The 25,686-nt window shown below is 38.8% G+C and carries 20 protein-coding genes; 12 read left to right on the forward strand and 8 right to left on the reverse strand.

Annotated features, from left to right (window positions below; genetic code table 11):
- Window positions 1-136: 136 nt before the first annotated feature.
- The 5 genes from CY0110_RS04890 to gyrA all read left to right on the forward strand — a co-directional run bounded on the left by CY0110_RS04890 (window position 137) and on the right by gyrA (window position 5,929).
- Entirely contained in the window at window positions 137-1,333 is a 1,197-nt protein-coding gene (locus tag CY0110_RS04890) for a hybrid sensor histidine kinase/response regulator (protein WP_008274202.1), read from the forward strand.
- 17 nt (window positions 1,334-1,350) lie between these two features.
- Window positions 1,351-1,710, forward strand: coding sequence for a phosphomannose isomerase type II C-terminal cupin domain (locus tag CY0110_RS04895; protein WP_035798558.1), 360 nt, complete (start codon window positions 1,351-1,353; stop codon window positions 1,708-1,710).
- Window positions 1,711-1,918: 208 nt separating this feature from the next.
- Window positions 1,919-2,740, forward strand: a complete 822-nt coding sequence (locus tag CY0110_RS04900) for a pentapeptide repeat-containing protein (RefSeq protein ID WP_035798528.1) — start codon at window positions 1,919-1,921, stop codon at window positions 2,738-2,740.
- The gene (locus tag CY0110_RS04905) at window positions 2,682-3,155 is read left to right on the forward strand and encodes a TspO/MBR family protein (RefSeq protein ID WP_008274205.1); all 474 of its coding nucleotides are present in this window, start codon (window positions 2,682-2,684) and stop codon (window positions 3,153-3,155) included. Before CY0110_RS04900 ends, CY0110_RS04905 begins: the two co-directional genes overlap by 59 nt.
- A gap of 185 nt (window positions 3,156-3,340) precedes the next feature.
- A complete protein-coding gene (gene gyrA, locus CY0110_RS04910; RefSeq protein WP_008274206.1) occupies window positions 3,341-5,929 on the forward strand; it encodes a DNA topoisomerase (ATP-hydrolyzing) subunit A in 2,589 nt (862 codons plus the stop codon).
- 311 nt (window positions 5,930-6,240) lie between these two features.
- Here the strand turns inward: gyrA and CY0110_RS04915 are convergent, their stop codons facing one another.
- From CY0110_RS04915 to CY0110_RS30765, 4 genes are all read right to left on the reverse strand, one after another.
- Window positions 6,241-6,849: a WD40 repeat domain-containing protein gene (locus CY0110_RS04915; protein ID WP_157464532.1), complete on the reverse strand. Its 609-nt coding sequence runs from the start codon at window positions 6,847-6,849 to the stop codon at window positions 6,241-6,243.
- Window positions 6,850-7,006: 157 nt separating this feature from the next.
- The gene (locus CY0110_RS04920; protein ID WP_008272619.1) at window positions 7,007-8,458 is read right to left on the reverse strand and encodes an IS66-like element ISCysp3 family transposase; all 1,452 of its coding nucleotides are present in this window, start codon (window positions 8,456-8,458) and stop codon (window positions 7,007-7,009) included.
- Window positions 8,455-11,673, reverse strand: coding sequence for an NACHT and WD repeat domain-containing protein (locus CY0110_RS27875; RefSeq protein ID WP_008274208.1), 3,219 nt, complete (start codon window positions 11,671-11,673; stop codon window positions 8,455-8,457). Before CY0110_RS27875 ends, CY0110_RS04920 begins: the two co-directional genes overlap by 4 nt.
- A 19-nt stretch (window positions 11,674-11,692) precedes the next feature.
- A complete protein-coding gene (locus CY0110_RS30765) occupies window positions 11,693-12,121 on the reverse strand; it encodes a hypothetical protein (protein ID WP_008274209.1) in 429 nt (142 codons plus the stop codon).
- A 175-nt stretch (window positions 12,122-12,296) separates the two neighbouring features.
- Here CY0110_RS30765 and CY0110_RS04935 point away from each other — a divergent pair, with 175 nt between their 5' ends.
- The 4 genes from CY0110_RS04935 to CY0110_RS04950 all read left to right on the forward strand — a co-directional run bounded on the left by CY0110_RS04935 (window position 12,297) and on the right by CY0110_RS04950 (window position 14,846).
- Complete coding sequence (locus CY0110_RS04935) at window positions 12,297-12,749, forward strand: COP23 domain-containing protein (protein ID WP_157464533.1); 453 nt, start codon at window positions 12,297-12,299, stop codon at window positions 12,747-12,749.
- Window positions 12,750-12,778: 29 nt separating this feature from the next.
- Window positions 12,779-13,219 (forward strand): S-layer homology domain-containing protein, encoded by a 441-nt coding sequence (locus tag CY0110_RS04940; protein WP_008274211.1) that lies wholly within the window; start codon window positions 12,779-12,781, stop codon window positions 13,217-13,219.
- 5 nt (window positions 13,220-13,224) lie between these two features.
- Window positions 13,225-13,608: a hypothetical protein gene (locus tag CY0110_RS04945; protein ID WP_008274212.1), complete on the forward strand. Its 384-nt coding sequence runs from the start codon at window positions 13,225-13,227 to the stop codon at window positions 13,606-13,608.
- Window positions 13,609-13,718: 110 nt separating this feature from the next.
- Window positions 13,719-14,846, forward strand: coding sequence for a S1 family peptidase (locus CY0110_RS04950; protein WP_198139102.1), 1,128 nt, complete (start codon window positions 13,719-13,721; stop codon window positions 14,844-14,846).
- Between the two features lie 77 nt (window positions 14,847-14,923).
- Here CY0110_RS04950 and CY0110_RS04955 read toward each other — a convergent pair whose 3' ends face one another.
- Both CY0110_RS04955 and CY0110_RS04960 read right to left on the reverse strand, forming a co-directional pair.
- Window positions 14,924-15,916 carry a pentapeptide repeat-containing protein gene (locus CY0110_RS04955; RefSeq protein WP_008274214.1) on the reverse strand — a complete coding sequence of 331 codons (993 nt, stop codon included), beginning with the start codon at window positions 15,914-15,916 and terminating at the stop codon, window positions 14,924-14,926.
- A gap of 21 nt (window positions 15,917-15,937) precedes the next feature.
- A complete protein-coding gene (locus CY0110_RS04960) occupies window positions 15,938-17,086 on the reverse strand; it encodes a hypothetical protein (RefSeq protein WP_008274215.1) in 1,149 nt (382 codons plus the stop codon).
- 473 nt (window positions 17,087-17,559) lie between these two features.
- Between CY0110_RS04960 and CY0110_RS04965 the strand changes: the two genes are divergently transcribed.
- On the forward strand, window positions 17,560-18,750 hold the full coding sequence (locus CY0110_RS04965) for a hypothetical protein (protein WP_008274216.1): 1,191 nt from the start codon (window positions 17,560-17,562) through the stop codon (window positions 18,748-18,750).
- 53 nt (window positions 18,751-18,803) lie between these two features.
- On the opposite strand, the gene CY0110_RS04970 is transcribed toward CY0110_RS04965, so the two are convergent.
- Window positions 18,804-19,955 carry a pyridoxal-phosphate-dependent aminotransferase family protein gene (locus CY0110_RS04970; protein ID WP_008274218.1) on the reverse strand — a complete coding sequence of 384 codons (1,152 nt, stop codon included), beginning with the start codon at window positions 19,953-19,955 and terminating at the stop codon, window positions 18,804-18,806.
- Window positions 19,956-20,248: 293 nt separating this feature from the next.
- Here CY0110_RS04970 and thyX point away from each other — a divergent pair, with 293 nt between their 5' ends.
- Entirely contained in the window at window positions 20,249-20,899 is a 651-nt protein-coding gene (thyX, locus tag CY0110_RS04975) for an FAD-dependent thymidylate synthase (protein WP_008274219.1), read from the forward strand.
- 33 nt (window positions 20,900-20,932) lie between these two features.
- Window positions 20,933-21,361: a dUTP diphosphatase gene (dut, locus tag CY0110_RS04980; RefSeq protein ID WP_008274220.1), complete on the forward strand. Its 429-nt coding sequence runs from the start codon at window positions 20,933-20,935 to the stop codon at window positions 21,359-21,361.
- A 200-nt stretch (window positions 21,362-21,561) separates the two neighbouring features.
- Here dut and CY0110_RS04985 read toward each other — a convergent pair whose 3' ends face one another.
- Window positions 21,562-25,470, reverse strand: coding sequence for a PAS domain S-box protein (locus CY0110_RS04985; RefSeq protein WP_008274221.1), 3,909 nt, complete (start codon window positions 25,468-25,470; stop codon window positions 21,562-21,564).
- Between the last annotated feature and the right edge of the window lie 216 nt (window positions 25,471-25,686).

Raw genomic sequence — 25,686 nt, forward strand, 5'->3', positions numbered from 1 at the left:
CTTTGAATAACTCTCAATCTTTAATTAATTGTGGATTTATTATGAAAAATTTGCATGAAGACTCCTAAAGGATGATCTTTATTAGGACAAAATCGCGCTACTCTATAAGTAGAAAGCACAGCAGGACAAGATTATTATGGGTCTAACCAATGTTATCAAAGTCTTGTTAATTGAAGACACTATAGCAGAAGCGAGACTGTTGCATGAAGTGCTAAAAGGGGCAACACGGCAAGAATTTCAGTTAGTCCATGAAAAAAGGCTAAAAGACGCTCTGAATCAGCTAGAAACCCAAAATTTTCACATCATACTACTCGATTTGACCTTACCTGATAGTCAAGGCTTAGATTCTTTGTCCCCTATTATTAAGAATAATTCTCATATTCCTATTGTGGTTTTAACTAATATGAATGATGAAGAATTAGCTTTAGAAGCAGTGAGAAGAGGGGCGCAAGATTATCTGGTAAAACGCCATATTACTTTAGATATTTTAGTGCGTTCTATTTGCTATGCTATTGAACGTAAACAGATGGAAAAACAATTAAAAGAAGCAAATCAGGCACTAGAGAAAAGAGTTGAAGAAAGAACCATTCAATTATTAAAGGCGCAAGAATTAAATCAATTAAAATCTGAATTTGTTTCTATACTTTCCCATGATTTTCGTAATCCTCTCAATACAATATTATTATCAACAGGATTATTAGAAGATAGTCATGATCAACTGACCAGAGAACAGCAATTATCCTATTTTCAGATGATTCGTCAGGCTGTTCAAGATATGAATCAATTACTGAGCGAAGTTTTATTATTAGGAAAAGCTGACTCTGGAAAATTAAAACCAAACTTTGAAAAACTTAATCTTCAACAATTTTGTCAACAAATCATTCATTCTTTACACCTTTCTTTTGAAGATGAAAATCAAATTATTGCTAAATTTAAAGGAGAGTTTCAAGAAGAATTTTGGGATAGTAAATTACTCTGGCATATTCTGCATAATTTATTAAGTAATGCTCTGAAATATTCTCCTAAAGGGGGTAACATTTTGTTTGATATTATTGTTGATGAAAAACTCGTGACCTTTCGTATTGAAGATCAAGGAATTGGTATTTCTCAAACAGCCCAAAAACATCTTTTTGAACCCTTTTATCGTGCTGATAATGTAGAAAATATTTCAGGAACTGGGTTAGGTTTATCAATTGTTCGTAAATGTGTAGAAGTTTACCAAGGAGACATCTTTGTAGACAGTCAGTTAAACAAAGGGACAACCTTTACAGTTATTTTACCTCGACAGCAACCACTTATGAGTAAAATAGAAAAAAGTATCGAACAAATATAGTCATGAGTTGGGTATTTATGAGTACACAAAAAGATTCTCATCCTAGCGAATTTACTCGGACTCCTCCTTGGGGAAGGGTTACTATGTTAGAAGAAGGGCCCCGTTATCGGATTAATCGAATTGAAGTTAATCCAGGACAACATATTAGTACCCAAATGCACTATCATCGTAGTGAACATTGGATAGTCGTTTCAGGAACCGCCAAAGTTATTTTTGATGGACAAGAACATCTTTTAAAGCAAAAAGAATCTACCTATGTTCCCATGAATACCCGTCATCGAGTTGAAAACCCTGGGGTTATTCCTTTAGTGATGATCGAAGTACAAAATGGGGAATATTTAGGGGATGACGATATTATTCGTTTCACCGACGAATAAATCAATAAGTAAGGTGCGTTTATCAATTAAAGATGATTTACAATTGTTGGACAAAGAACTCATCTTCTTGTCTCAAAGGTCTTAAAATAATATATATTTTTATAATTATATTATCGAATATTAGATAAAATAAAATAAGAAAGTTTGGGTTAAGAAGAGAGCTATAGCTGCCAGCTAACTCAAAATTAAGGAAACAGGAGGAATCAAGATGAAAGTCTTAATCACTATACTTCTGTTAACCCTTGTTTTGTTGTTCATGAATGGCTCTAAACCTGACTTAAAAAATAGATTATTAATAGCACGAGAATGTATTGGGTGTGATTTAGAGAATGTAGATTTACAACAGTTAGATTTAGAAGGCGTTAATCTAGAAAAAGCGAACTTACAACACGCTAATCTCCACGAAACTAACTTAAACAAAGCAAATCTCAAAAATGCAAATTTACAACAAACAAGGTTAACAGAAGCTCAATTAAAACAAGCTAATCTCACAAAAGCTAATTTATTTGAAGCCAATTTATCCCAAAGTAATTTAGAAGAAGCTATCTTACAAGAAGCCAATCTCATTAATACTAACCTCAATAAAAGCATTATAAAAAATGCTAACTTATACAAAGCTTTACTAACAGGAAGTAAGTTATCTAATGCCAACTTGGAAGGGGCTAACTTAGAGCAAGCAGATTTATCAACCTACGAAGAATTGCCCACTTTATTAAATCGTACAAATCTGAATAAAGCCAATCTCAAACAAAGTGACTTAGAAGGAGCTTGGTTAGTTAAAGCTCAATTAATAGAAGCTAATTTACAACAAAGTAATTTAAAATACGCTAACCTAAAAGAGGCTAATTTAGCAGGATCAAATTTAAAAGAATCAAAGTTAAATTATGCCATTTTAGATAAAGTAAATTTTTGTGGTACAATGATGGAAAACGGAGCAATTTCTTTAAAAGGATGTTCAGTTCAGGGAATATATGATTTCTCCCCTATTAATCATCGCAAGCATCACTCTAGTCGTCGCCATTTCAATTAACACAATTTTTAAGAGCGATTATGGTTGGTTTAATCGTCTCCGTCGTCCGCAATGGTTAACCTTTGAATGGGCAATACCTTTTATTTGGATATTCGTTTTTATTGGTGGGGTTTATTCAGCTTACCAACTGTGGATTAAACAACCAGGAACCACTAGAACCTGGTTATTAATGGCAGGGTATTTCTTATTAGAAATATTGGTTATGGCCTATACTCCTGTCATGTGTAAACTGCGGAGTTTACAAGTAGGAACTATCATCGGTGCAACCGGTTTCTTTTGGGGTTTAATTCTAGCAGTTTTAGTATGGCCACTATCACAAGAATCTGTCTTTTTATTACTACCTTACTTATTGTGGAGTCCTATAGGAACTTATGTTACTTGGGCAATGATTTCTTTAAATCCCTTAGATAAATAATTGAGAATTAAGAATTAAAAATCGAGAATTTGACGTTTCTTATATAGTCTCATTGGCTGTTCTTTTTGTGTTAAAATAAGAAAGAATAACTTATTTAAAACCATTGACATTAATATTAAGCTTTTTTGTCAATTTTTAAGGCAATTGTCCTTTAAACTGTCCCAGTTAACGGAGTTAAGACACTTATGACCATCCCTCAAGATAGAATTATCCCCACAGACTTGAGTAATGAAATGTCCCGTTCTTATCTAGAATACGCCATGAGCGTCATTGTGGGGCGAGCATTACCCGATGCTAGGGATGGTTTAAAGCCCGTTCATCGTCGTATTCTCTACGCCATGTATGAACTGGGTTTAACTCCCGATCGCCCCTTTAGAAAATGCGCCCGTGTCGTCGGGGAAGTTTTAGGTAAATATCACCCTCACGGTGATACGGCGGTCTATGATGCGTTAGTTCGTATGGCCCAGGACTTTTCCATGCGGAGTCCTTTGATCGAAGGTCATGGAAACTTTGGTTCGGTGGATAACGACCCCCCGGCAGCCATGCGTTACACCGAATGTCGTCTGCAAGCTTTATCAACCAACGCCTTACTCAGAGACATTGAAGCTGATACCGTTGACTTTGCCGATAACTTTGACGGATCGCAACAAGAACCCATCGTCTTACCAGCCAGAGTACCGCAGTTATTGCTCAATGGTTCATCCGGTATCGCTGTCGGTATGGCCACCAATATTCCTCCCCATAACCTCGGAGAATTAATTGACGGAACCATCGCTCTAATTCATAACCCAGAATTAAGCGAAAAAGAACTCATCAAAATCATCCCCGGCCCAGACTTTCCTACTGGGGGACAAATCTTAGGCCGATCCGGCATCCACGACGCATACATGACCGGACGGGGTTCCATTACCATGCGAGGAGTCGCCCAGATCGAAACCATCGAACAACGGGGCCGGCCTGATCGCGAAGCCATTATTATCACTCAGTTACCTTATCAAACTAATAAAGCAGCCTTAATTGAACGTATCGCCGACTTAGTCAACGAAAAACGCATCGATGGTATTTCCGACATTCGTGATGAAAGCGATCGCGACGGAATGCGAGTGGTCATAGAACTCAAGCGAGATGCTTACCCCAGAGTCGTCCTCAACAACATCTATAAACAAACCCCCGTACAAGGCAATTTCGGGGCCAATATGTTAGCCCTAGTCAACGGAGAACCCCAACTCCTAACCATCAAAGAGTTTCTCAGTGTTTTCCTTGACTTTAGAATTGAAACCATCACTCGTCGCACTCAATACGAACTCCGCAAAGCAGAAGAAAGGGATCACCTCTTACAAGGGTTACTCATCGCCCTCGATAACCTCGATGCCGTCATTCAACTCATTCGTAGGGCAGCCGACACCAGCAGCGCAAAAGACGAATTAGTACAAGAGTTTGGCCTCTCCCCCGTACAAGCAGACGCTATTTTGCAAATGCAACTCCGTCGCTTAACCGCCCTAGAAGCCGAGAAAATACACGCCGAACACGAAGAATTACAGCTAAAAATTGCCGATTTACAAGACATTTTAGCCCGACGAGAACGCATTGAAGCCATTATCGAAGAAGAATTAACCCAGATCAAAACCATTCATGCGACTCCTCGACGCACCGAAATCGTCCATGATGATGGAGAAATCGTCGATACCGACCTCATTGCCAACGAACAAGCCATTATCCTCCTCACAGAACAAGGTTACATCAAACGGATGCCCGTCAGTACCTTTGAGGCACAACAGAGGGCTACCAGAGGAAAAGCAGCCGCCAAAATTAAAGACGACGACGTAGTTGAACACTTTTTAACCTGTTGCGATCACGATCAAGTTCTCTTTTTCAGCGATCGCGGGGTGGTTTATGCCGTCAATGCTTATCAAATACCCTCCTCCTCAAGAACCGCCAGAGGCATTCCCATTGTTCAAATGTTACCCATCCCCAAAGATGAGAAAATAACCTCTATCGTTGCCGTGAGTGAGTTCACAGAAGACGTTTTCCTCGTGATGTTAACCCACAAAGGTTACATCAAAAAAACAGCCCTTTCCGCCTTTAGTAATATTCGGACCAATGGTTTAATCGCCATTTCCCTCGGTGAAGGAGATCAACTGCGATGGGTAAGACTTACTAGAGAAGAAGATAGTATTATCCTCGGAACCCGTAAAGGTATGGCTATCCATTTTCACGCTGATAACCAACAACTGCGACCCCTGGGACGGGCAACTAGAGGGGTGAAAGCCATGAAATTGAAGAAAGGGGACGAATTAATTAGTATGGATGTGTTGCCGGCACAAGTCACCGCAGGGATAGCTGATGCAGCCGAAGACGAAGACGTTTTGGACAACGAAACCGAAGAGTTAAGCGAAGAAGAAACCACTGCAGGTCCTTGGATCTTAGCCATTACCAACGGGGGTTATGGTAAACGGGTTCCAATTTCCCAGTTTCGTTTGCAACGACGGGCTGGAATGGGTGTTCGGGCGATCAAGTTTAAATCAAAAACCGATTGTTTAGCCTCCCTTCATGTGGTTAATGCAGAGGATGAATTAATGATTGTTTCTAACCGAGGGATTATTATTCGTCAAGCTGTCGATGCTATTTCTATGCAGTCTCGCGCTGCTACCGGGGTTCGAGTCCAACGGTTAGATAGTGATGATGCGATCGCCGCCGTAGCATTAGTTCCTCCTGCGCCTGAAACCGAAGAAGAAGAAGGGGAAGAAGAAGCAGTAGAAGTGGCGAGCGAGTAAATAATAATCTGCTTTGAGACTCCCTGCGATAAATCGACAGGGATTCTAGAGGTTATCTAAACAGGGGATAAATCTACCTGTTTAGACCTTATTCCAGGCGCGGGAGACTCCCATTGACCCCATCTTTTAAACCATCTGCATCTATCACAAATATAAATTTCTGAAGGTCTACTCAAAGTATGCTCACATTCCTATCATCTCATTTTAGCTGTGCCAATCCAGTAGGCTGGGTTAAGTGTTAGATTAATTGTCATGAACAACTAATTAGTTTTGCTCAACACCACAGTCCACCACTTCAATTTTGTAACAAATTAATAATGAGGACAAAGCATTTTAGTATCATTACTTAAATCTTGATTATGCTCTAAGTAATTTCCTAACCATTGGCAACTTCGATTAATTAGCTCATCTAAATTACCATTCCAGTTCCATAAAATTATTGAACCATCATTACTAGCTGAAGCAATAACAGATTGCTCTTTGTTGATAAATTCAACATCATTTATTTGTTCGTAATGGCCTTTGAGAGAGGCTAACAATTGTTTATTGGGAATATTCCAAAGTTTAATCGTTCCGTCTCCACTCGCAGAAGCCAAAATTTCGCCATTAGTATTAAATTTTAGGGTCGTAATATCACTAATATGACCATTTAAGCGAGTAATAGGTTTCCTAGTCAAAGGATTCCAGAGGCGAATTGTATCACCTCCTGATGCTAGAATTATGCCATCAGGACTATATTTTAGAGCGTAAATGTTACCCACTTGTGCCTTTAAGAGTTTCAATGATTGTTGGGTACTTATATCCCAAAAGTTAATCATTCCTTGACTGCCAGAAAAAGCTAAGATGTTAGATTGTTTTGGATGAAATTCAATTGCATAAATTCCCCCTAAATGATTAGGAAAGTTATCGGTTAAAGACACAGGTTTATTAGTTGATAAATTCCAAAATCTCAAAGCTCCCTCTACTTCCTTGCCATCTTTTAATTCTAAAGATTCTCCTGATATTAAAAGGGCATCATTGTTATTAAATTGTAATGAACTAACAGGTTTTTCAGTCTCTAAAAGTAAGGATTCAGGTCTAGAAGTTAGGAATTAGGGAAGGAAACAAACAATTCGGATGACCGACTTTGGCTATTAATGACTTCTCGAAAAAATCAATCACCGAACGTTCTTGACGACGACAAGTTTGAATAACCGTCAATAAGTTAGCTGTTTGTTTAAATCGTTCCATGCTTCTTGAACCCCCACTAACTTTCCGTTTCGTGATGGCTAATCTTAAGGATCTTTCAGCAAGATTATTATCAGGGGGGATCTCTGGATGCTCCAGAAAATACCACCATTGCTCTGCCTTTTGCCGAAGGTTTCGCAAAAGTTTTCCGGCTTCATAACCGGCTTTAGGCTTCCATTCTTCTGTGGCTATCTTTATCTTATCTTTGAATTGTCTTGCCCAAACTTGATAACCATGCCTATTCTTATCGTTTTGCCAAATACGATAATGACGGAAAGCTTCATCAATTAATTTGAGAAAAGTTTGACCGATGGTTTTGTTATATTGACCTGGAGTTTTTATTAATCGCTGAAAGTGACGGCGTAAATGTGCCAAACATTTCTGTTGAGCAACAACAGTATAACCATTGTAAACTCCCAAATCATCACTACTTAAAACACCACCATATTCATGGCCTAACTGATCTTCTAATTCCTTACGCCCCCTAGTATCAGCAGCCCGAAACAGGCAGAAAAGTTGATTGGTAAATACCCACAACCATTCTTTGACTCCCTTCACTGGCCAGGGTGTTTCATCAACATGAATTGGGGGTTGTTCTACTTTGACCCACTTGGATAATTGTTCAACCGACGGATTAATGGCTGTTTCTACTCGTTGATTGGTGGCTACGATGGTCCCCATACCTATCTCAATTTGCCCTAACTCCCACAACATCTCTTGTTGCTTTTCATAAGGTAGATGTCCATAATTCCCTAACCATCCCAGAAAAGCTTGTAACTTCACTCCTAAATCTTGTCCTGGGACGGTCTTGGGCGACCAATTCGCTTTGGTCACTTCACCACAATGCCCACAGCGACAATGATGACGATGATATTCTACTACCTCAATGGGTTTATCTACCAGTTGTGCTACCTGCTGAGAATCAACTTTCACTGGTTCTATTAATAATTCTGTTTGACCACAGTGACTACATATTGATGGTTGCAAGATTTGAATTCTGTCAATTCTCCCAAAGCCTTTCCTTGTTTTTCCCTTATGTCCAGGTTGTCCCCCTGGTTTTCTTTTCTTATCCTTATCGTCTTCAGTTGTTTTAGCCTTCTCAGACTTTTTCAATAAGTCTGTTGATGGGGGTTTTGATGAGGTTTGGCTATCTAAATTACGACTGAGCTTTAATTTTTCTATTTCTTTTTGTAGCTGCTCGATAAGTTTCTGTTGAGCCAAGATAATTTGTACCAACCCAGATTTTGACAGTTGGTTTAATTCGTCTGGATTTAACTGTACTCCTGGTTCAGTTTGACTCATACCGTTACTTTAGCGCAGTCAGCCTGTTTGTCAATATTTGCCACCTGAATCCTTACCTCTAAAATTTTATTGATTTGAAAATTATCTGTGTTAATTACCTGGATTATTCCCAAATTTTGAACTAATTTGCTCTTAGATTGTTCAAGAACTCCACCGACAGCAATTTTTGTTTTGTCATGATTTAAGGCAACCGATAAGATATTAAAGTTTTGATGATTATTAGATAATGATATCGAATCTATTTGTTGTTTTTTGTCTAAATCCCAGAAGCGAATTGTGCTATCTGCTCCTACTGATGTAATTGTATTTGTATTAGAATTAAAACTTACATCCCAAACTATTCCATTGTGACCGTGTAAAACAGGTATAAATGGCTTTTGAGTTGTCCATAATCTAACAGTCCGATCATCACTACCAGATACTAACATTGTCCCATCAGGATGAAATTGGAGTGAGCCAATAGCATTCGTATGACCTAATAAAATCGCAAAAGGTTGTTTTTGACTTTTTTGCCAATCCCAAAGACGTATTTTGCCATCTTTTCCAGCCGCTGCTAAAATTTGACCATCCGGACTAAATTCAAGATTTTCAATTGTATTATTTGAGTTATCTTCTTCAAGACAACTAATTTCTTTTTGAGTTTCTAAATCCCACAGCTTAATAACTTTGACAATTTTACCTTCATGTACAATTTCATCTGTATTTGCTAAAATCTTTCCATTGGAACTTAACTGTAAAATTTTAGTCCTATCTTCTTCTAAGTCACAATTATTATTTTTGTAAGGTGTCCAAGGTTGAATTGACTTTAAATTAAAATCCCAAATTTGAATAGTACCATTTATTTGTGCTACTGCAAGAATATTACCCTTAACTTGAATGTCTCCAAAAGGACATTGATCAGTCGAAGGAATAGAATTTATGATTTTTTTGTTCATATCCCAAATATGAATATTGTTATTATTTTCTACAATAATTAATTTAGTCTCATCTGAAGTAAATTGAACAAATTCAATAGAATTCTGAGAACTTTTTAAAGCTAAAAGAGTAGGAAAGTCTTTTTGTGCTAAACTCCATAACTTGACTTTACCCTCTTTTTGACCTGTAGCTACAATAGATAACTGAGAAGATAAAGCAAACGTATTAATTCCTTTTTCGTTATTAAGAGGATGTTCGATAAGCTCCCCTTTTTCTAGATTCCATAATTTTATGATTCCATCATCACTCCGCGAAATTAACAAATTACTTTCTTGACTGAAGACAATTTCTCTAATAGAATCATCATGACCTGTTAGGGTAAATTTATGTTTTCCTGACAGAGCATCCCAAATATAAATTTCTCCATCTCTTCCTGCTGAAGCTAATAGCTTTCCATTAGGACTATATTTTACCTGCCAAACTTCATTTGTATGACCTTCTAAATGATTGATTTGCCAGAGATTTTGATTTAAAAGAGCTTTTGTTTGATAACTAATGGGTAAATTGAAAAATCTTAAATTTGTTTTTGAAAGAGACTTTCCCGCTTGAGTAGCAGTAATTAAAGCCTCAAAAGGTTGATTGGATGATAAATAGGTTTCTGCTGTTTGATTGAGTGCTTTAATCGTTTTGAATTCTGCTACAAGTTTGTTGAAATAGGCAACTACTCCTAAAAAGACCACTGTAGTAGTCAGTCCACAAATTAGTAGGGTACGAATGAAAGAAGATAAACGACAAGCTTTAAAAAAATCTATTTGTAAAGGTGTCATATTTTCTTCAGCTTGCTGATAGAAACGTTCCAATAAATCCAGGTCAGGAGAACGCCATAAACTACCATTTGGTCGCCCCATTTGTTGCCATCTTTCTGCTTCTTCTTGGACTCGCCTCTGAAAGAGTAAATTACTTTGATCTTCTTCTACCCATTCTTTAATTTTTTGCCAATTTTGAAACAAAGCTTCGTGAGTTACTTCAACGGTTGTTTCTTGCCCTTCTCCACTTAAAGTAATTAATCTTACTCCTCTAAAGGCGAAACTATTTAATACGCTTCTAAAATCGTTTTCATCATCTTTATAAGAACGTAATTGTTTTATTCTTACCCGTCGTCGGGTCATTTGATCCCCTACACCAAATTGAATTAATCCTAAGAAAATTCTCCGAGCAATTTTTTGTTGCTTTTCTGTTAAATTATCAAAAACTCTTTGAGCTTCTCCGGTTAATGCACCGCCTACCCCTTTAAGATATTCTAATGTTTCTGCTGGGGTTTTTCCTTGTTCTAATCCTTCCCAAATTTTGGTTAAAGTAAATTGTAAAAGAGGTAAACTTCCTGCTCGATCTTTAGTTTGTTCTAATAATAAACTAACAGTCGCTTCATCAAAAGAATAACCCGATTTTAAAGCAGGTTGACAAATAGCTTCTCGTAATTCTTCTTCAGTCATTGCTGGAACAAGAAAACCTTGACGAGAAAAAATTTGATTGAGTTGAGGCTGTTTTTGAATATTTCCCAAAAAATCACTTCTTAAAGTAATAATAACTATTACTTGCTTCGAGTGATCGCTAGCCGCATTGAGTAAATTACTAATAAAAATATTCCTATCCTCAGCACTTACCTCAGGAGAATAAATCTCTTCAAATTGATCAACTAAAATTAATAATGGTGCTTGATCAATATTAGGTAAAACTGAGGCAATACGACGTAATCCATCATATTCTCCTTTAGTATTAATTTGCTGTAATTCTTGTTTAAATTCACGACTTTTAGCAACAGGCGCAATGTCTTGGGTGACGGCTTTTGCTAAAACTAAACCTAAAGCATCGAGAGGATAATAACTAGCAACAAAAACAGCAACTTGAAGTTTATCAAAGCCTAAGAGGGGATTTTGCGCTAAACGGGGTAATAACCCTGCTCTAGTTAGGGAAGATTTTCCTGAACCAGAAGGTCCGTAGATCGGCAAAAAATCAGGAATTTGACTATTTTGAGCAATATTTTGTAAGCTCTCCCAGAGTTTTGTAATCTGTTGTTCTCTACCAAAGTATTGATCCGCATTGGTTTCTTGAAAGGGAAGCAAACTTTGGTAAGGATTTGCGCCAAGATTCTGGATTAAGCTAGAAGTATCTTCAGAACTAATTGTTTGCTGTTCTGTCTGATTTTGATAAATGACAACTTGATTTCCATCTCCTGAGATAATGGTACAGCCAATGGCATTTTTATCAATGCTAATACTACGATTGTCTGATGAAGTCATAAAAATAATTAAACAAGAGTTAGAATATAGCTGTTAAACCTACTTTGGTAAGGATAGATGCCCAATTTTTTCCTAACCATCCCACCGCACTGGTTAAATGAGGTTTCAGCTTGGTTATTGCCTCGGCAAACCCATTAGCTTTCTCTGCGTATTTGACGGCTCTTTCTAACGCTTGTCCGACTTCATCTTTATCGGGTTGAGGTTTTTGTAATTCTTCTTCTGCGTCAGCAATAGCATTTTCAATTTTTCTGCGATCGCTTGTATCAAGTTGTGCCAATATATCTCTAATAGTCATTAAAGTGGACTGAATATCGACACTCTGGGGTTCAGGCACAGGAACTGATTGATAGTCTAAAGAAACTTTATTACTATCTCCTGTTATAATATTTGCGCCTGTAACATTGCCTCCAATCGAGACAGAGCGATTTTGGGGGGATAGTTCACTCATGATGTTAGCTCCTTGTTAGGAAAAATTCTACACTCTTAATAATATTTAATATCTAGAAAACTTAGCTTCTTTTATACTGAATATTATAGCTAGTTTTGGCAAAAAATTCTTTATTTTTACAATGCTAAGATTGAGTTTTTATTCATTCTATTTGTTAAGTTTAGTTACTGTGGGAATGAGCTTACTTCCTCTTAAAGCTCTTACAGCAGAAGAGATACAGTTAAAAAGCATTGAACAACAAGATAATTGTATGGTTATCAAAGAAGATACTAACCAGACTCCTTTATTAAATATCCCTAATATGGGACAAATTTCTCAAAGTTGTTCTCAAATTGCCAATCGGTTACAAGCTGAAATAAACAAAAATAATCTCGAAGACTTGATTTTAATTGCGGATACAATTGGTCGTCGTTGGAAAATTTGTATGGTACGAAATGCCAATAGTCGATGCAAAAATAGTAATGTTTTATTGGATTTTCCGCCAGAGGCTGAAAGCAATCCACAACAATTTTTATCGAGTATTTTAGATATTGAGACAGTGATTGAACTTAATGGATTTGAAGGACAACAAACACCCCGTAAACCCTATAGTAAATTTGGAAAAGCCATTAAAAGACCTAATCGTTAATATTTTTTATTAATTAAGCCATAACTGCCATGTCTAAGCAATTTTGGAAGAAAACAGCCTTTTCTCTAGCCACTATTTTAGTTATTTATTTTTCTCTCATTGGGGTGAGTATGGGGGCAAATTTTAACCCTTCAACTGATCGATTTAAAAACGATCGTCAAGTCCCTGATAACTACCTAGCGCAAGTTACAAGTATCAGTCAATTAAGTGATATTTCACCCACTGACCACTATTATGAAGCAGTACGTTCTCTAGTCGAAAGGTACGGTTGTTCTATAGGTTATGGAGATAATACCTATCGTCCTACTCTAACCATTGTTCGTGCAGAAGTCGGTAGCATAACAAATGCTTGTACGAATGCTATTGAGCAATTAGAGGGTCAAAATTTTTTTGATATTAGTGAAGAAATTGAAGCCTTAACAAATCAATTAGCAGATATTTCTAATAAATATCCACATAAAAGGAGATAGACCCAATGTCTAAAACAGCATGGAAAGTTTTATCATGGTTTCTCAGTGCATTATTAACAATCTCAATCGCTTTATTTGGAATTCCTTTTACTCATCAAGGGTTACTTGCACAAAACGATCAAACATTTACTTGTGGAAATCCTACAGATTGGTCTTTTGAAGCAATTAGAGGTATGGTCGAACGTTATGAACTTGATACTAAATTTGTCTGTGGTAAGGGAACTTTTCAAGTCAATAATCCTGATGTTCGTGCTGATATTGCTGAATGGATAACAGGAGGATTAAAAGCCAATGAAAAAATATTGGAAGAGCAAATGCAAGTTATTTCTCAAGAGATAGAAACGTTACAAAAATCTTATATTGAAATTTCAAAATCCTACGGTTTATAGCGCAGTTGATAGCAATAATTAATGTCAATTTTCCTCTAAAGGTAAAATTTATGAAATTTTTAATCAGTATCGTAATTGTTTGTATCATTTTAATATTTGTCACTCCTGTAATGTCAAAATCTGATTTAAGTTTTCAGGAAATTCAAACAATAGCTCGTGGCACAACTGTCTTAATTGGGGCTAATTTAGAACCGAATCAAGTTGAACAAGCTCAAGAAGATTTATCAGCAGGATCAGGTGTTATTGTTCACCGTAATTGTAATACGAATCCAGCAATGTCAGGAATGCCTATCCCGAATGCAACAATGACGATTTGTGAGTATTATGTGTTAACAAATGCTCATGTCATTGCCGATCCAGAAACCGATTATGGAATTCGGACTGCTGACGGAAGAGTTTATGGAGAAGAAATTCAACCAACAATGAGCGATCAAAATTCTCCCTATCAGTATCATCGCCAAATTTATCGTTATGAAAAACAAGGATATGATCTAGCTCTTTTATCTTTTGTGAGTGATATTCAGTACCCCGTTGCTGCTTTCGGAAATCCTAATCAACTTCAGCCGAAAGATATAGTATATGTATCAGGATGGGCGGTTCCGCCAAAAGATAAACCTAAGCGAATTAGACAAACCATAACAGGTGAAATCAGACAAAAATATGCCCTTGGAGAAATTCCGATGAACTACACATTAGGTTATACATTAGGCACAAAAGTGGGAATTAGTGGCGGTCCTGTTTTTAATAATCAAGGCGAATTAATTGGGATTCATGGTAAAGGTGCAGGGGAAAATCTAGAAGATATCGGCAAAGATTTAACCTACGCTATTGATATTCAAAAATTTATTAATCTAGTGGCTTCTAGTGATATTGGAAAGCAAGACAATTTTTCTCTTCATTTACCTCAACCCCTCGATCCATTAGCCATGACATTTGGTAGAAAATATTTAGAATCAGGGGATAACATGACAGCAGAAGAACGGAAAAAATTTGTTATTGCTGATATGCTTAGAGATGATCCCAGACGAGATAGTGTAGAATATTTAGCAGAAACATTAGGCTGTCTGGAGTATTATGAAGGGGGGGCAATTGGGGCAGGATTAAGTAGTGTGCGATCGCAATTTACAGTGGATTTGAATACTTGTATGAATGCTTTCGAGCAATTGATACAAGAAAATGTGGCAGTACAACGAGAAAAGTTAGATTCTCTGAAACAACAAATTGAAAATTTAGAGTAAAAATTATCAGAGCAAGCTACTATTAATGCTTTATAACTGTAGATAAAATTTTTCTATTTTCTAGATAGATTATATTCTTAACGATGAACTTTCCCATCTGGCATAGTTGCACCCCGTAAAATAACACCTGCTAAGTTAGCACTCATCAACTCAGCCCTGGTTAAATTAGCGTTACTCAGATTAGCACCCATGAGATTAGCCCGCGCAAAAAACGCCTCAACTAAATCAGCATCTGTTAGATTCGCCCCTGACAAGTTAGCCCGACTTAAATCTGCGTGGTTCATCCGTGTTAACGTTAAATCAGCCTGATTAAGAGTAGCACGGTTGAACACAGCATGAGTCATTACTGCCCCTCTTGCTGTAATATCGTTCAACTCAGCTTGGGATAATTGCGCCCTAACCAGATTTGCGCCGATAAGATTAGCCCCGTTTAACTTTGCCCCTGTTAGGTTGGTATCCGTCAGGAAGGCTCCTTTGAGGTTAGCATTGGTTAAATCCGCTTTGCGTAAGTCAGCATCTCTTAAATTCACTTCTTTGAGATTAGCTCCTACTAAATTAGCCCGACTCAAATCAACTCCTTTCATATTTGCTCCTTGTAAGTCTGCTCTCGCTAAATTGGCAGCTTGAAGATTAGTATAATAGCTCTTCTTTTCTTGACGCATATTTGCCCCTCTCAGACAAACACCTGTGAGGGTTGCCCCACTTAAATCTGCTCCTCGTAAGTCAGCAGCCATTAAGTTAGCATCGAGAAAAGTAGCTAATGTAATATCTGTATCCCTTAAATTAGAGTTTTGTAGTAAAGTTCCATGAAGGGTGGCGTTGCGTAAATCTGCCCCACTGAGGTCTGCTTGAGACAAATTAGCCCCGCTTAAGTTCGCTCCCACTAGATTAGCCTGGGTTAAATTAGCACGATTAAAAAAGGCGAATAGAAGGTTAGCCCCGCGTAAATCCGCTTCATTAAGGGTAATTCCGATTAAATCTGCCCCCACTAGGTTAATTCCTGACAGCTTTAAGCCATTAAATAACGTTTCTCCGGCGGAATATCTTTCAATTAATTCACTGGGTTTCATAGGAACTAAATTACAATAATTTTATAAAAAAGGTTTTATGGCTTCAACAACGGTACTGGCAGTTTGTAGATAGGAATCAGGGTCATTGAGAGATTTGGCCATGTTGTAGAGTTTTGCTTCAATCTCGGTAATAGAACGACCACTTTGAAGAATTTGCTCTATAAGATCATCAAGGGTATAACTTCTCAAGGTAGACCAATCTTGTCCACTGCGATCCCAGGGATGAAAGAGTAGGGAGAATAGCAATATTTTAGCGCGTAATGGATTAGTATATTGCATAATTTCCAGACGGATTTCAAAAATGTCATACGGTGGTTTAGAATGAGAAGGTGTTGGAGCGGTTTGTACCTGTTTTAACTCAGTTACCATCTGTTCTGAGGTGATATCAATCACAGACGTTTCAAAGGCTGAAGCCGAAGACGGTTGCATATTTTTTTGATAGTGATCGCTATGATTGAGGGAAATGATTTGGGTACTGTAGTTATTGGAATTATCTGAAGATAGGATATCTTCTTGTTCTAAATTATCGTATAATCCACCAATTTGATTCAAAATAACTTTAGCAATAGCAAGATATAAATTCTTTTTATTAATATTATTAACTAATTGAATAAAAGCTTGTTTGAGAGTATTATAATCGGGATAAATTTCCAGGGTTTCCATAATCAAGTTACTTAAGCCATAATTTTTAATTCGGTTTAAATCATTTTCCCAACTGTTTTTAGTAATAGCATAAATTAATTTATGGATTCTAGCGGTTTCAGGATGATTAGATAAATTTCTAACTGCTTGTTCTAGGAGAATACGACTGTCAGCAACATGAGTCTCTTTCGGATTAGTTAACACTTCTATTACTTCCGTTTCTCGATTAAGTTCACGGTAAATAGGTCCGAGTTGTTCAACGATCGCTTTAGCTACACCAGCATAAACTTTAGGGCGGTTCAAGGTTTTAACCAGTCTATATAAGGAAAGAGTTAGTTGTTCAAGGGTTTGTTGTTGTGTAATCAGTTCTTTAACTAAACTTTCCATTGACAACCCATTGAGAATATTGAGATCGTTTTGCCAAGTTTTTTGACAAATACAAAAAATTAATTTTTTGACTCTAATGGATTCTGGATGATGTTCAAGATATTGAACAGCTTGGTAAAATGAATCAGATGATAATTGCATAGTTACCCCTTAAATAGAAAAAAATACTGATGTTAAGTTGTAAGTCGATATGTTAAGGTTTATGTTTATCTTCAAGAAAAATAATTGACACTTCATTGTCTATAATACTGTCTATTCTTAAGTTAGAAAACAAACCATATTACCATCGCATAACAACCAAGAAATAAACAAGGATTGATCAACTAACAAACACAAAACCTAGACAGTATTATGGATAATCTTTTCCTAAACTTATCAAGATAAGAAAGTTCAAAATACTACTTCCTGAAAAACCATAAGCTTTGAGAGTGCGGTGTTGATACTCATTAATTTCAACAACTTTTGTGCAGTCGCGTTCTAGTATAGGGAGGGACTTCTGGGGGATAAGGGAAAACCCGAATGAGTAACTGGGTTAATTGCAGGGTGTCTTTCAAGAAACTAAATGTCTGTGAATCACATCTTTACTAATATAGCTAAACTTAAGTTATATTCCTATGGGTAACTATCATTCTGATCAACCGATTCAACCTGAGTCTAAGCCACACTTAGGGGATGTCGACTCTACTAAGACAGAAACCCTTAACGCTGATTCTATTATTGAGCAACCGTTAGAGCAAGCTCCATCGTTGTACAGTGAAGTCGTCTCGGATACAAGGGGAAATGAAAGCGAAGAAGCATCGGAAATTACAGAAATTTCTATTGTCGAGGAAGAGGAGAATATTCCTTTAACTCAAGATTGGTTTAACCTAGCTCGTAAACTACGGGGACAAAATCGAGAACTCCTTGATACTATTGTCACGTTAGAACAAGCCTTAGCTGACTCAAGACAACAACTGCAAGACTATCAAGAGCGATCGCGTCATCACAACGCTTTGCTATCCCAACAAACTGCCCAACTTCAAAGTACCCAAGCACAAAATAGTCATCTCCTCGAACAACTACAAAGCTCTCAAACGAATCTACAACAAGAGCAACATAACCTAGCAACCTTACAAAAACAATTACACGCCTCTCAAGAAGCCTTTGCTCAGTTAGAAAGAGAATGTGCTTTACTCAAAGAAGAAACTCTACAGAATAAAAACCAATTAATCCTTAAAAAACGACAAATTCACGAGTTGCAGCAACGCCTACAGCGACAACAACGCTACAGCCTACAATACAAAGCAGCCTTAGATGATTGTTTAAGTAATCATGGAAAAAAACTGCCTCCGACTGATGTTAAATCTAGGGTAGACAGTCCCATTGCTTCTAATGTGGTTTCTATTCAACCTTGGTCGAGTTCTATAGAAAATAAAATAACTCCTAGTATTGCCCCTTCTCCTATAAAATCAGAAGCCTCAGAGCCTATCTCCGATGCCATCGATGACACTTTAGAAGAGTTATTTTCTTTGACCCCCGAACCACATTCAGATATAACTGAGCCTGACAACGATAGCAGCGACTCTGAGCAACCTTCAACCCCAAATCAAAACCTATTGGTAAGGGACACTCAAAAAGTTACCCAAGAACAAACTCAAACCAATTGCGAAGAAAATACTAACCATAACGATCAGACAGTTACTTCTTCCAACGGTTTATTAATGAGTAGTTCGGTGCCTTTTAGTTTCAGTATTGATCGTCATCGCAAAGAAGATGCTGCCAGGGAAAAGGTTGATTTACCTTCTTTTCTTCGTCGTCAATCTTGATGAGAGAGCGGGAAACAGGCAATCTTTAAACCTGTAACCCTTCCCTGTTGCGGTTAATTTCCTAATACTTGAGCAGCAGCAGCCATACCACTCCCAGACTTAGCCGATTGATCCCCTAAAGTTTCTAAGGTGGCTTCTAAGGCAGCGATCGCAGTTAAAACGTCTCGCTCGCTGACAAACCCTAAATGACCAATCCGGAAGATTTTACCTTTGAGGTGATCTTGTCCACCGGCTAAGGCAATATCAAATTGTTTTCTCATGGTGGAACGAATAGCCTCGGCTTCAACGGTAGAAGGCATTACCGCCGTGACTGCATGACTGGCTGCTTCGTCAGGAGCAAATAAACTCAACCCTAACCCTCTCATCGCAGCACGGGTGGCTTGGGTTAACCGTTGATGACGGGTGAACATTCCTTCTAACCCTTCGGCTTTCATTATTTCTAAGGCGACTTTTAAGCCGTACATGAGATTAACGGGAGGGGTAAAGGGTGAACTATTTTTATCTGTTGCTTTTTTGTAAGTGCCTAAATCTAAATAAAACTTAGGTAGGGTTGCCGTTTCGTAGGCTTTCCAAGCTTTGGGGCTAACGGCTACAAATCCTAAGCCGGGAGGTATCATATAGCCTTTTTGGGAGCCAGAGGCTACCATATCCAGTCCCCATTCATCCACTGGTACACTAACCGCCCCTAAACTGGTAACGGCATCCACCATAATCAAGGCTTCTCCGTGGGCTTTAACGTGGGTGTTAATGGTTTGCAAATCGTTGAGAACCCCGGTAGAGGTTTCAGAATGGGTGATAATGACGGCTTTGATGGTTTTTTCAGTATCCGCTTCTAATTTGGCTTTAAAGGCTCCTGGGTCAAGGGGTTTACCCCATTCTGCAGTGATTTCTTCTACCTCTAATCCGAAGGCGCGAGCAATTTTTCCCCAACGTTCCCCAAACTTACCGTTATTACCTACTAAAACGCGATCGCCGGCACTTAAAAAGTTGATAATTCCGGCTTCCATGGCCCCGGTACCACTGACGGTTAACATCAGTACATCATTTTGGGTTTGATGCAGCCATTTGAGGTTTTCGGTAATTTCCCCAATAATTTGACTAAAATCCCCACTACGATGGCCGATAGGGTGTTTAGCCATCGCTAATAGGACACTTTCAGGGACAGGGGTTGGCCCTGGAATCATGAGCATATGTTTATCTTGCATTTATGTGTGTCTCCTGCTTAATTTTTCTAAATCAATCATCCCCTGTTGAATGGACATGAGGATAGTGGCTTCACAGGGAGTCCAACCTATTAGTTTACCCTGTCCCTTTCCAGACTAAAAAAATCCTTGTCTTTTGTGGATTTTTTTAAGCTTTAATTCAGATTGTTTTCTTGTTGTAGACTCAAGGATGAAACTCAGAGAATGCTACAAGTTAAACTTTTATCTATCATGTTATATTTAACCGTGGTATTTAGTGTCTTCTAGCACTTCTAAAGGAAAAAATTATTATCGTAATGGAAATCAAATTCAATTCAGGACAAGTCAGTTTAATAACTATCACTCCTAATGCTGAAAAATTAATCGCTTATTGTGCTAGAGTCAGTAGCAAAAATCAAGAGAATCCTAATATCGAGAAATTACTAACATATTGTCTTAAACATGGTCATTGGTCTATTTTTGAACAAGCATCTATGACGGTTGAAATTCAGTGTCCTTTGGCCATTGCTATTCAAATTTTAAGACACAGATCGTTTTGTTTTCAACAATTTAGCAAAAGATACCAAGAAGTAGAAAAAGAAAATTTTGCTTATTTACCAGAAATTAGATTACAAGATTATAAAAATAGACAAAACAGTATTATTCCTGAAAATAATGAATTACAAAACAAATACAACACTAAAATAGAAAAACTATATGATGATATTTTTAATCTTTATAAAGAAATGATTGAGGATGGTGTGGCGAAAGAATGCGCTCGGTTTGTATTACCCGAAGCAGTGATGACTAAACTGTATATGACGGGTAATATTCGCAGTTTTATTCATTATATTCAAGTTCGTGTCTCTAAAGACGCACAAAAAGAACATAGAGAGGTTGCTGATGCTATCAGTGAAATCTTAAAAAAAGAATGCCCTATTATTTGGGACGCAGCTTTTAATAACTAATTATACTAAAATTTCTAGGGAGAATTAATAAGCATGAAATTAAAAATAAAAAGATTAAACGAGAAAGCAATTTTACCAAACTATGCTCATTTTGATGATTCAGGAATGGACTTATTTTCTATTGAGAAAAAAGAATTAAAACCAAACACTCAAGCACTAATTAAAACGGGACTAGCTATAGAATTACCTGAAAATACAGAGGCACAAATTAGGCCAAGAAGTGGATTGGCATTAAAACACGGTATTACGGTGTTAAATACACCAGGAACCATTGATCAAGGGTATCGGGGAGAAATTGGTGTTATTTTAATTAATCATAGTCAAACAACATTTTTAATCGAATATGGTATGAAAATTGCTCAAATGATTATTATGCCTATTATTAGATGTGAAATTGAAGAAGTAATAGAATTATCAATAACCAAAAGAAATGAAAGAGGTTTTGGTTCAACAGGGGTCTAATACTAGATCCGTTTTAGATAGTATAGTATTAAGTCTTGGAGCAGGGAGCAGGGAGCAGGGAGAAAAAATGTTACTCTACTAAAATAAGCGGATTTGGTCTAATTTAACGTGAGTTCGGGATAAGTAAAGAGACAAGTAGTAAGCTGAAAATAACCAAATATCCAGCAAATTCTCTCTATTGTTTTGCCAGAGGAATTTGATTAATTACCCGTGAGGACGAGAATCGCTTTTATCAAAGGCTCTGACTCAAGGGGCTTAGAGACATGGCATTGATAACCGTTATCAATAGCTCGCTGATGATCAACTTCTCTCACATAGGCTGTTAGTGCGATCGCCGGCACTTGTCCCCCTTGGTGGGCTGGTAAGGCACGCACTTGTCGAATCAAGGAATAGCCATCGAGATCAGGCATTCCAATATCACTGACTAAAACATCGGGTTGAAAAGACTCCAGATTAGCCAGTACCTCTGGAGCAGAAGCAACAGTTAATACTTCTGCTCCATATTCACTGAGGAGTCCCGTGATCAACGCCCTTGCATCAGGGTCATCGTCAACAGCTAAGACTCGAACGCCTGTCAAATCCAGGGCGGCTAATTGAGGCAACTCACGGGACAGTTGGGGTTCCGACTCAGCATCTAACAAAGGTAGTTGTACCGTAAAAGTCGCTCCCAGTCCTTCACCGGGGCTTTCTGCCCTAATCGTGCCACCATGGGCTTCAACCAGCTGACTGACGATTGCTAGACCCAGTCCTAATCCTCCAAATTTTCGGGTAATTGAAGCATCTTCTTGGCGAAAAGACTCAAAAATATGGGGCAGAAAATCTGGGCTGATGCCTTTACCTGTGTCCTTCACTAAAATTTCAGCATAGGAGCCAACCCGCTTGAGATGGATTTTCACTTGCCCCCCACTCGGTGTGAACTTAATCCCATTGGACAACAAATTCCAAACAATCTGCTGAAGACGCGCTTCATCCCCCGAAACTTGACCAATGTTAGGCAATTGGCTCTCTAGGGCAATGGATTTGGATTTTGCCGTTTGTTTGACTGTTTCGATGGCAGCCTCAATGGTCTTGGCTAAATTAACAGAGGTCATTGTCAGACTGAGCTTGCCCTGCAAAATCTTAGCCACATCCAGTAAGTCGTCAATAAGTTGGGTTTGTAACTTAGCATTGCGTTCGATGGTATGGAGTGCTTCAGCCGTTTGCGCTTCGTCCAACTTTCGGACTTGAAGCAACTGAGACCAGCCCAGAATGGGGTTAAGAGGCGATCGCAACTCATGGGATAAGACGGCTAAAAACTCGTCTTTAATACGGTTAGCTCGCTCAGCCACTTCTCGCGCTGCTTGCTCTTGAGCCAGAAGGCGATCGCGCTCAAGCTCTAATTGTTTTTGAACGTCTATATCCGTTGCTGTGCCATACCATTTGATCATTTTGCCCGGCTCATTCCCTTGGGGAATTGCTTGGTGCAGGAACCAGCGATAAGTTCCATCCATTCGCCGCATCCGCCCTTCTGCCTGATAAGGAGTTCCCCGTTGGACGGCTTCAGTCCATTGCTCTCTCAGCACAGGCAAATCCTCTGGATGTACCACCGCTTCCCAGCCATCCGCCCGAGCCTGTTCGAGACTCAGACCAGTAAATTCGATCCAGCGTTGATTGACATCGAGCAACTCTCCTTCCCGGTTAGCTGTCCAGACCAATTGAGGAATTGACTCTGTTAAACACCGATAGCGTTCTTCGCTCTGGCGGAGGGCATTTTCAGCTTCTCGAAGCTCGGTAATGTCTGTGTTGGTACCAAACCAGCGCAACACTTTCCCTTGTTCGTCACGGATAGGAATTGCCCGAGAGAGAAACCACCGATATTCGCCGGTTTTACTTCGCAAGGGAAACATATCTTCCCAAATCTCACCCGTTGCAAAACATTGGTTGATTTTTTCGGTAACTCGCTTCACATGGTCTGGATGATGCACTTTTTGCCAACCCCAGCCCTGCATCTCTTCGAGGTTAGTCCCTGTATAGTCAAACCAGCGCTGGTTATACCAAAAAATCCAGCCTTGCTCATTAGCCATCCAGGCAAATTGAGAAATATTGTCTGCCAAAGTATGAAAACGTAACGCATTTTCTTGCAGTTTTCGTTCGGTTTGCTTACGCTCACTAATCTCCTCAAATAGAATCGCCACCTTTCCCTCTTCAGGTAAACCAATTCGGAAGGCAGAAACATCAAACCAGCGCGCCATCACATCCGAGCCATGTTCAAACCGAATTGATTCTCCCGTGAGAGCGACCTTGCCGTAGGTTTCAAACCAGTGGGGTTCAAGGTCGGGTAACAATTGCCTCGCCGTCTTGCCCACAGCTTGGCTCAGTCCTGTCTGCTGCTCAAAAGCGGGATTCGTTTCTAAAAAACAGTAATCAATGGGCTGATTATCGGGATCAAACAACATCTTAATGACGCAAAACCCTTCACTCATCGACTCAAATAAAGTGCGATAGCGTTCTTCAGAGTGGCGCAAAGCTTCTTCGGCTTGTTTGCGATCGCTAATATCAATGACGGCACCGATATAGCCCTTAAATTTTCCATTCTCCCCAAACCAGGGATGAGCAGCATCAATAGCCCAATGATACTGACCACTGTGGTGCCGCAATCGATATTCCAACCGAAACGATTCATGCTTTTCATTGGCCTTTAGAAAAATCCCTCTAGCTGCTTCGCTGTCTTCAGGATGAACCGCATCTAGCCAGCCAAACCCCAAAGCGGTCGCTTCCCTTTGCCCAGTAAAGTCATACCATCTTTGGTTGAGGTAAGTGCAAGACCCAGTGGAATCAGTTACCCAAATCATAACGGGGGCATTATCGGTCATGCCACGCAGCTTGGTTTCACTGGCTCTCAAGGCTGTTTCTATCTGTTTTCGGTGGGAAATATCCATATCCACACCTGTCATCATGATAGGGTTGCCCTCATCGTCGTAAAAAACGCGCCCCAGACCCAACGCCCAGCGCAGGCTACCATCAGGTTTGATAAAGCGAAACTCAATATTATATTCTTCACGGTTGTAGAGGGCGCGTTGAAGGGCTTGCTCAACTTTAGGTAAATCCTCAGGATGGATCATGGCTCGGACAGTTTCGTAGGTGCCATCAAAGCTGCCGGGAGACATGCCAAATAGGTTTTCTAGGTTGCTAGACCAGTTAACCTCCCCCGTTTGAATGTTCCAGTCCCAACTGCCCATACTGGCAGCTTTCATCGCTAGATTAAGTCGCTCTTGGCTTTGTTGTAGAGCCAGGGTAGTTTGCTGATGCTGATTAATATGGGTGATTGTTTGGTTTAGTTCTAGTTCTAGCTGTCGATGAGCGGTGACATCTCGCCAGGAGGCCACAAAACCGTCATTCAGTTTGCTGGCTCGAATATCAAAGGCTCGAATCAAGCGGCGATCGCCATAGGTGTCGTCGTAAATTAATGAGTCTTTAATTAAGGGCTTTCCCGTTTCCACCACCCGGCAATATTCGTCAAACAGTCCTGATTGACGATGGGCGGGCAAAATTTCGCACAGCCCTCGACCAATTTGCATTGCTTTGGGCATTTGGTTGTTTTGGCAGGCTGCTTCATTGAGATAGTCGATGCGAAAGTCTACAATCTTTCCTAAGTCATCCCGCATGGCTGAAAAAATACCGAAGCAGTCTAGCATATTTTCCACCGAGGTACGGAATGTTTCCTGGCTGCGTTGTAGTTCTTGTTTCAATTCTGCATTTTCAATGGCAGTCCGCATGGCTAGACACAAATCATCTGGGGTTGTTCGGTGTTTGATCAAATAGTCATCAGCCCCATTTTTAAAGGCTTGCACCGCGATTTCTGTGTCGCCACCGTCGATGACGATAATGGGGGCGTTGGTCTGTTTTTTTAATTGGCTTAAAAGCTGAAGGCTGGGGGTATGGGGAGATCCAAGCTCGAGTAAAATGCCATCAATTTTCAGGGTGGATTGAGATAAGGCTGATAAAGTAGTGTTACTGCGCCCTAAGAGAATTTTGTAGACTATGCTTCTGTCCTGTTGTAATTGTTGTTGATAGGTGATGTCATCTTCTTTTGAATTAGCAATGACTAGGACAGTGCGTTGAGTTGTCATAACTTTAATCCTTTTTGACAGCTTACAAGGAAGCATTCAAAGATAAAAAATTGGCTGGATTTTTAGATAATTACCATTGATTTTAACAAAATTTCCGTATAATGGACTAGATTCTAGCTCAATCTGCTTAACCCGAACTCAGGTTAATTTATATCTTACATTGATTAGTAAAGGTTGGGTGTAGGGTGTGAAATTTTCTTTTAACTCTAACTGTTT

Source organism: Crocosphaera chwakensis CCY0110 (assembly GCF_000169335.1).
GTDB classification, from domain to species: Bacteria; Cyanobacteriota; Cyanobacteriia; order Cyanobacteriales; family Microcystaceae; genus Crocosphaera; species Crocosphaera chwakensis.

Excerpts from the sequence above, each read along its gene's own strand:
- CY0110_RS04890 (WP_008274202.1), top strand. The coding sequence starts at position 137 with ATGGGTCTAACCAATGTTATCAAAGTCTTGTTAATTGAAGACACTATA.
- CY0110_RS04895 (WP_035798558.1), top strand. The coding sequence starts at position 1,351 with ATGAGTACACAAAAAGATTCTCATCCTAGCGAATTTACTCGGACTCCT.
- CY0110_RS04900 (WP_035798528.1), top strand. The coding sequence starts at position 1,919 with ATGAAAGTCTTAATCACTATACTTCTGTTAACCCTTGTTTTGTTGTTC.
- CY0110_RS04905 (WP_008274205.1), top strand. The coding sequence starts at position 2,682 with ATGATTTCTCCCCTATTAATCATCGCAAGCATCACTCTAGTCGTCGCC.
- gyrA (WP_008274206.1), top strand. The coding sequence starts at position 3,341 with ATGACCATCCCTCAAGATAGAATTATCCCCACAGACTTGAGTAATGAA.
- CY0110_RS04920 (WP_008272619.1), bottom strand. The coding sequence starts at position 8,458 with ATGAGTCAAACTGAACCAGGAGTACAGTTAAATCCAGACGAATTAAAC.
- CY0110_RS27875 (WP_008274208.1), bottom strand. The coding sequence starts at position 11,673 with ATGACTTCATCAGACAATCGTAGTATTAGCATTGATAAAAATGCCATT.
- CY0110_RS30765 (WP_008274209.1), bottom strand. The coding sequence starts at position 12,121 with ATGAGTGAACTATCCCCCCAAAATCGCTCTGTCTCGATTGGAGGCAAT.
- CY0110_RS04935 (WP_157464533.1), top strand. The coding sequence starts at position 12,297 with ATGAGCTTACTTCCTCTTAAAGCTCTTACAGCAGAAGAGATACAGTTA.
- CY0110_RS04940 (WP_008274211.1), top strand. The coding sequence starts at position 12,779 with ATGTCTAAGCAATTTTGGAAGAAAACAGCCTTTTCTCTAGCCACTATT.
- CY0110_RS04945 (WP_008274212.1), top strand. The coding sequence starts at position 13,225 with ATGTCTAAAACAGCATGGAAAGTTTTATCATGGTTTCTCAGTGCATTA.
- CY0110_RS04950 (WP_198139102.1), top strand. The coding sequence starts at position 13,719 with ATGTCAAAATCTGATTTAAGTTTTCAGGAAATTCAAACAATAGCTCGT.
- CY0110_RS04955 (WP_008274214.1), bottom strand. The coding sequence starts at position 15,916 with ATGAAACCCAGTGAATTAATTGAAAGATATTCCGCCGGAGAAACGTTA.
- CY0110_RS04960 (WP_008274215.1), bottom strand. The coding sequence starts at position 17,086 with ATGCAATTATCATCTGATTCATTTTACCAAGCTGTTCAATATCTTGAA.
- CY0110_RS04965 (WP_008274216.1), top strand. The coding sequence starts at position 17,560 with ATGGGTAACTATCATTCTGATCAACCGATTCAACCTGAGTCTAAGCCA.
- CY0110_RS04970 (WP_008274218.1), bottom strand. The coding sequence starts at position 19,955 with ATGCAAGATAAACATATGCTCATGATTCCAGGGCCAACCCCTGTCCCT.
- thyX (WP_008274219.1), top strand. The coding sequence starts at position 20,249 with ATGGAAATCAAATTCAATTCAGGACAAGTCAGTTTAATAACTATCACT.
- dut (WP_008274220.1), top strand. The coding sequence starts at position 20,933 with ATGAAATTAAAAATAAAAAGATTAAACGAGAAAGCAATTTTACCAAAC.
- CY0110_RS04985 (WP_008274221.1), bottom strand. The coding sequence starts at position 25,470 with ATGACAACTCAACGCACTGTCCTAGTCATTGCTAATTCAAAAGAAGAT.